General features: G+C 74.7%; 7 protein-coding genes and 1 pseudogene. 5 read left to right on the top strand and 3 right to left on the bottom strand.

The window, feature by feature from the left end; genetic code table 11:
- A pseudogene (locus ACFWEK_RS19230) lies at positions 1 to 433 on the bottom strand (hypothetical protein); the annotation flags it as partial.
- Positions 434 to 495: 62 nt separating this feature from the next.
- On the bottom strand, positions 496 to 1,341 hold the full coding sequence (locus ACFWEK_RS19235) for an alpha/beta fold hydrolase (protein ID WP_430555078.1): 846 nt from the start codon (positions 1,339 to 1,341) through the stop codon (positions 496 to 498).
- A gap of 62 nt (positions 1,342 to 1,403) precedes the next feature.
- Here ACFWEK_RS19235 and ACFWEK_RS19240 point away from each other — a divergent pair, with 62 nt between their 5' ends.
- The 3 genes from ACFWEK_RS19240 to ACFWEK_RS19250 all read left to right on the top strand — a co-directional run bounded on the left by ACFWEK_RS19240 (position 1,404) and on the right by ACFWEK_RS19250 (position 2,795).
- A complete protein-coding gene (locus ACFWEK_RS19240; protein WP_430555079.1) occupies positions 1,404 to 2,021 on the top strand; it encodes a TetR/AcrR family transcriptional regulator in 618 nt (205 codons plus the stop codon).
- 130 nt (positions 2,022 to 2,151) lie between these two features.
- Positions 2,152 to 2,502 carry a cupin domain-containing protein gene (locus ACFWEK_RS19245; protein WP_430544784.1) on the top strand — a complete coding sequence of 117 codons (351 nt, stop codon included), beginning with the start codon at positions 2,152 to 2,154 and terminating at the stop codon, positions 2,500 to 2,502.
- Positions 2,502 to 2,795, top strand: coding sequence for a DUF4287 domain-containing protein (locus tag ACFWEK_RS19250; protein WP_430544785.1), 294 nt, complete (start codon positions 2,502 to 2,504; stop codon positions 2,793 to 2,795). The genes ACFWEK_RS19245 and ACFWEK_RS19250 overlap by 1 nt, the downstream gene beginning before the upstream one ends.
- 18 nt (positions 2,796 to 2,813) lie before the next feature.
- Here ACFWEK_RS19250 and ACFWEK_RS19255 read toward each other — a convergent pair whose 3' ends face one another.
- A complete protein-coding gene (locus ACFWEK_RS19255; protein WP_430544786.1) occupies positions 2,814 to 3,131 on the bottom strand; it encodes a DUF4235 domain-containing protein in 318 nt (105 codons plus the stop codon).
- A 125-nt stretch (positions 3,132 to 3,256) separates the two neighbouring features.
- On the opposite strand from ACFWEK_RS19255, the gene ACFWEK_RS19260 reads away from it, so the two are divergent.
- Positions 3,257 to 3,718 (top strand): hypothetical protein, encoded by a 462-nt coding sequence (locus tag ACFWEK_RS19260; protein ID WP_430555080.1) that lies wholly within the window; start codon positions 3,257 to 3,259, stop codon positions 3,716 to 3,718.
- 79 nt (positions 3,719 to 3,797) lie between these two features.
- On the top strand, positions 3,798 to 4,429 hold a 632-nt coding region (locus ACFWEK_RS19265), incomplete at its 3' end, for a DUF305 domain-containing protein (protein WP_430555081.1).

The following is a 4,429-nucleotide window of genomic DNA, read 5'->3' on the forward strand; positions in this document are numbered from 1 at the left end:
ACCACCCCCACTTTTGACCACCTTCTGAGACGCAGATCCACACGACAGTCTCCTGCTCGACGTCGGCGAGGTCGCGGTGCCCGGACGCCTGCACGAGTCCTGTGGCGTCCGTGCGGACCGCGAACACCTCGTCCGACGTCACCTTGACGCCGATGAACAGGTGGCGGCCGGCCTGCAGGACCAGCGGGAGGCCTGGGCGCCCCCGGCTCTCGCCCGGGGCTGTCGCCTCCTCGGCGATCCGGCCCGCGTCCTCGGCGACCAGCCCGGCGGCCAGCAGCGGCTGCGTGGTCTTGGTGATGCTCGCCGGGGAGCGCTCGAGGCGCCGCGCGAGCTCCGCCCGGGAGAGCGGCCCGGCCAGGAGCAGGGCGCGCACGACCGCGCGGGCGGAGGGCTCCAGGGAGCCGAGGCGGGGAACGTCTGCGCGGCGCTGCACGCCCCGAGCCTGGCGCCTATTCCTTCACCTTGTCAATGAAATGCCGAAAACTCCCTCGCGCCTCACGACGGGCGGGCGTCCGGCACCGCCGCGAACTCGGCGACGAGGCGGGCGAACCGCTCGGGCTGGTCCTCGCCGACCAGGGTGGCGCAGTCCGCCAGCACCTCGAGGCGCGCGTCCGGGTAGAGCCCAGCCAGCCGCGGGCCGTGCTCCGCGGGCATCAGCGGGTCCCGGTCCGCCCACACCACGAGCACCGGCTTCGTGAACGCGCTCCAGCCCTCCGCGAGCCGCAGCAGCTCGGCCCGGCCCGGCGCCCCGCCCGCGAACTTCGCGAAGTCGCGGCGGATCCGTCGGTCCCCGGTGGCCGGCGCGAACCAGTCGACGAGCAGGTCGTCCGGCAGCCCCACGACGGACATGCCGCCGTACCCGCTCGGCATCCGCCGGAAGGCCCGGAGGCGGAAGAGCCGCAGCAGCAGCCACATGCCGCCCGGCACGCGCGCGGCGCGCCCCAGCGCCTTCGCCGCCCCGGGCGGGAAGTTGTCGAACGCCTCGCACGCGGCCAGCACCAGGCGCCCGACCCGGTCGGTGCGACCGTCGTTGACGAGGAACTGGCCCCCGCCCCAGTCGTTCAGCACCAGCGTGACGTCGGTCAGGTCGAGCGCGTCGAGGAGGTCGCCGAGCAGGCGCGCCATGCCGCGCTGGGACAGGTCGGCGTCCGGCCGCATCGGCGTGCGGTGCCCGCCGAGCGGCAGCGTCGGGGTGATCACGCGGAAGCCCGGCAGCAGGGGCACGACCTTCCGCCAGGCGCGGGAGTCCATCGGCGGCCCGTGCCCGAGCAGCACCACCGGCCCGGCGCCGCCGGTGTCCTCGTACGTCACCGGTCCCGCCGCCAGCTCGACGACCGCCATGGCCGCCCCTCTCGCTCGTCGATTTGATAGATCGTTCTAGTCAGCCACCGTAGGCTGACCCCATGACCGCGGCAACCCCCTCGAACCTCCCGCCGCTCCTCGCGGAGCCCCCCGCGGACGCCGGCACCCGCACCCGGATCCGGCACGCGGCGGCCCGCCTGTTCGCGCGCCGGGGCTACGCCGGCACCGGGCTCAAGCAGATCGCCGCGGACGCGGCGGCACCGTTCGGCTCGATCTACCACTTCTTCCCGGGCGGCAAGGACGCGCTGGCCGAGGACATGATCCGCACCACCGGCCCGCAGTTCATGGCGCTGGTGCTCGGCCTCCTCGAGGAGCGCGACGACCCGGTGGACGCCGTCGTCCACGCGTTCGACTCCGCGGCCCGCGACCTCGTGGCGACCGGTTACGCCGACGGCTGCCCCGTCGCCACGATGGCGCTCGACGTCGTGGACACGAACGAGGCCCTCCGCGGCGCCGCCGCGGACGTCTTCGCCGCGTGGGTCGACGGCGGCACGGCGTGGTTCTCCCGGCACGTCGCTCCCGAGCGCGCCCGGGAGCTCGCCCTCGCCATGGTGATGCTGGTCGAGGGCGCGTTCCTGCTCGCCCGCACGACCCGCGACCCGGAGCCGATGCGCTCCGCCGGGCGCACGCTGGCCGCCCAGCTCGCCGCGGCGCGCTGACGCGAGACCTGGGCGGCCCGCCTTTCGACGTCGGTCGAAACGCTCGTGGGCGGGCGCGGTGGGCCCGAGGCTGGGGACACGCCGCGGGCAGCCGCCCGAGGCGCACACCGCACCCCGAGGGAGAGCCGCCATGGCCGCCGTCGTCCCCGCCGACACCATCCGCATCCCGGGCTCGCGCACGCTGCGCTTCGAGGGCCGCCACCACGGCTCCGACGTGTCCTTCTTCCTCGTCACGAACGACCCGGGCAAGGGCCCGGACCTGCACCGCCACCCCTACACGGAGACGTGGTCGGTGCTGGAGGGCGAGGCGACCATCCGCATCGGCGCCGAGACCGTCGTCGCCCGCGCCGGGGACACCGCCGTCGTCGCGCCGGACGTCTGGCACGGCTTCACGAACACCGGCGCCGGCGTGCTGCGCATGATGTGCATCCACGCCTCGGCCACGATGATCCAGGAGAACAAGAGCGAGGAGCACCGCTGATGTCGTTCCAGGCCTACCTCGACACCGTCGAGACGAAGACCGGGCTCACGCCGCGCCAGATCGTGGACGCCGCCGCCGCGCAGGGCCTCGGCCCCGAGAGCCGGACCATGACCGTCGTCGCCTGGCTCAAGGAGACGTACGGGATCGGGCACGGGCACGCCCAGGCCATGGCGCACGTGATCGTCAAGGGCGACCGGATCGGCACCAAGCACGTCGGCGCCACCGGCTCGCACCGCGACGCGAGCGACCGGCTGTGGCTCGACGGCAAGGACTCACGGCCCGCGGACTGGTGAGACCGGGCCGGACACCGGTCAGTCGCCCGGCCACTCCCCCGTCCAGCGCTCGAACGCGCGGGCGCCCCCGCGGTCGATGGCCGCCTTCACGACCGAGAAGATCGCGCCCTGCAGCAGCGACGCGAGCAGGATCTCCCGCATCCGGTACTCGGACTGCAGCGGTGTGGGCGCGTCGTCGGGGTGCCCGGGCGCGACCCGCTTGTAGACCTGCTTGAAGACCTGCCCCGCCACGATGCCGCCGATGATCGAGCTCACGATGCCCACCGGCCGGTACAGGATCTTCGCCGCCTTGCCGCCCGACTTCTCGGTCCGGACCACGTCGTTGTCCTTGCTCATCCCCCGACGCTAGGCCGGGGCGGACCGTCCCGCACGGGGCGCCGCCCGACGACGGCCGCGCGTTGGCTACAGTGCCAGGGACGCCCGCCGGCACCTGCCACAACGAACCGCTCGAAGGAGGACGCATGATCCGCACCGTGCGCCCCCTGCTGACGAGCCGTCGCGGGCGCCTGGCCGGGGTGATGCTGGTGCTCGCCCTGATCGTGGGCGTCGTCCTCATGCACGCCATGAGCGGCTCGTCGACCCGGCACGCCGACCACCACGCCCCCGCCGCCGTGGTGGTCCAGGCGCACACGGCGCCGGGCACGACGGCGGGCGCCCCCGCGGTCACCACGTCGCACGCCGGTGCGCCGGTCGCCCAGGACGCCGGCGCCCCCGGCTGCGGTGCCGGCGGCTGCGGCGGGCACGAGATGGTCACGGCCATGTGCCTCATGATCCTGGCGGTGCTGCTCACGCTCGTCGGGCCGGGGCCGCGCGCCCTGCTGCGCGCCGAGGGCCCGCGCCTCGTGGCACGGCTCCCCCTCCCGGTCGCGGCCCGCCCGGCGGAAGGGCCCAGCCTGCCCGCCCTCGGGATCTCTCGGACCTAGGACCGCCCGGGCCCGCCCCCGACCGGGACGCAGGCCCACCGCGGATCCCACGAGAGACCCCGAGAAAGGCCTACCCCTCATGACGCACACCTTCCTGGCGCGCGCCGGCGTGCCCGCGCTCGCCCTCGCCGTCGGCCTGACGCTCGCCGCGTGCGGCGCCGACGACGGCACCGGCCACGACATGGCCGACATGGGCGGCGCCTCGTCGTCGCCCGACGCACCGTCGGACACCGCGACCGACGCCCCGTTCAACGCTGCCGACGTGATGTTCGCCCAGATGATGCTCCCCCACCACGAGCAGGCGATCGAGATGTCCGACGCCCTGCTCGCCAAGGACGGCGTCAGCCCTGAGCTCGTCGACCTGGCGGAGCGGATCAAGGCCGCCCAGGGTCCCGAGATCGACACCCTCACCGCCTGGCTGGGCGACTGGGGCGCCGACCCGGAGGCCGGCGCCGGCATGGGCCACGACGAGCACGGCATGGCCGGCATGATGTCGGCCGAGGACATGCAGGCCCTCGAGGACGCGACCGGGGCCGACGCCGAGCGCCTGTTCCTCGAGCAGATGGTCGCCCACCACGAGGGCGCGGTCGAGATGGCGCAGACCGAGGTGTCCGGCGGCGAGCACGCCGGCGCCGTCGAGATGGCGCAGTCGGTCGTCGACACCCAGACGGCCGAGATCCAGCAGATGCGGGACCTCCTGGCGTCCCGCTG

This window comes from Isoptericola sp. NPDC060257 (assembly GCF_042726645.1).
GTDB lineage: Bacteria > Actinomycetota > Actinomycetes > Actinomycetales > Cellulomonadaceae > Isoptericola > Isoptericola nanjingensis.

Excerpts from the sequence above, each read along its gene's own strand:
- ACFWEK_RS19250 (WP_430544785.1), top strand. The coding sequence starts at position 2,502 with ATGTCGTTCCAGGCCTACCTCGACACCGTCGAGACGAAGACCGGGCTC.
- ACFWEK_RS19260 (WP_430555080.1), top strand. The coding sequence starts at position 3,257 with ATGATCCGCACCGTGCGCCCCCTGCTGACGAGCCGTCGCGGGCGCCTG.
- ACFWEK_RS19240 (WP_430555079.1), top strand. The coding sequence starts at position 1,404 with ATGACCGCGGCAACCCCCTCGAACCTCCCGCCGCTCCTCGCGGAGCCC.
- ACFWEK_RS19245 (WP_430544784.1), top strand. The coding sequence starts at position 2,152 with ATGGCCGCCGTCGTCCCCGCCGACACCATCCGCATCCCGGGCTCGCGC.
- ACFWEK_RS19255 (WP_430544786.1), bottom strand. The coding sequence starts at position 3,131 with ATGAGCAAGGACAACGACGTGGTCCGGACCGAGAAGTCGGGCGGCAAG.
- ACFWEK_RS19235 (WP_430555078.1), bottom strand. The coding sequence starts at position 1,341 with ATGGCGGTCGTCGAGCTGGCGGCGGGACCGGTGACGTACGAGGACACC.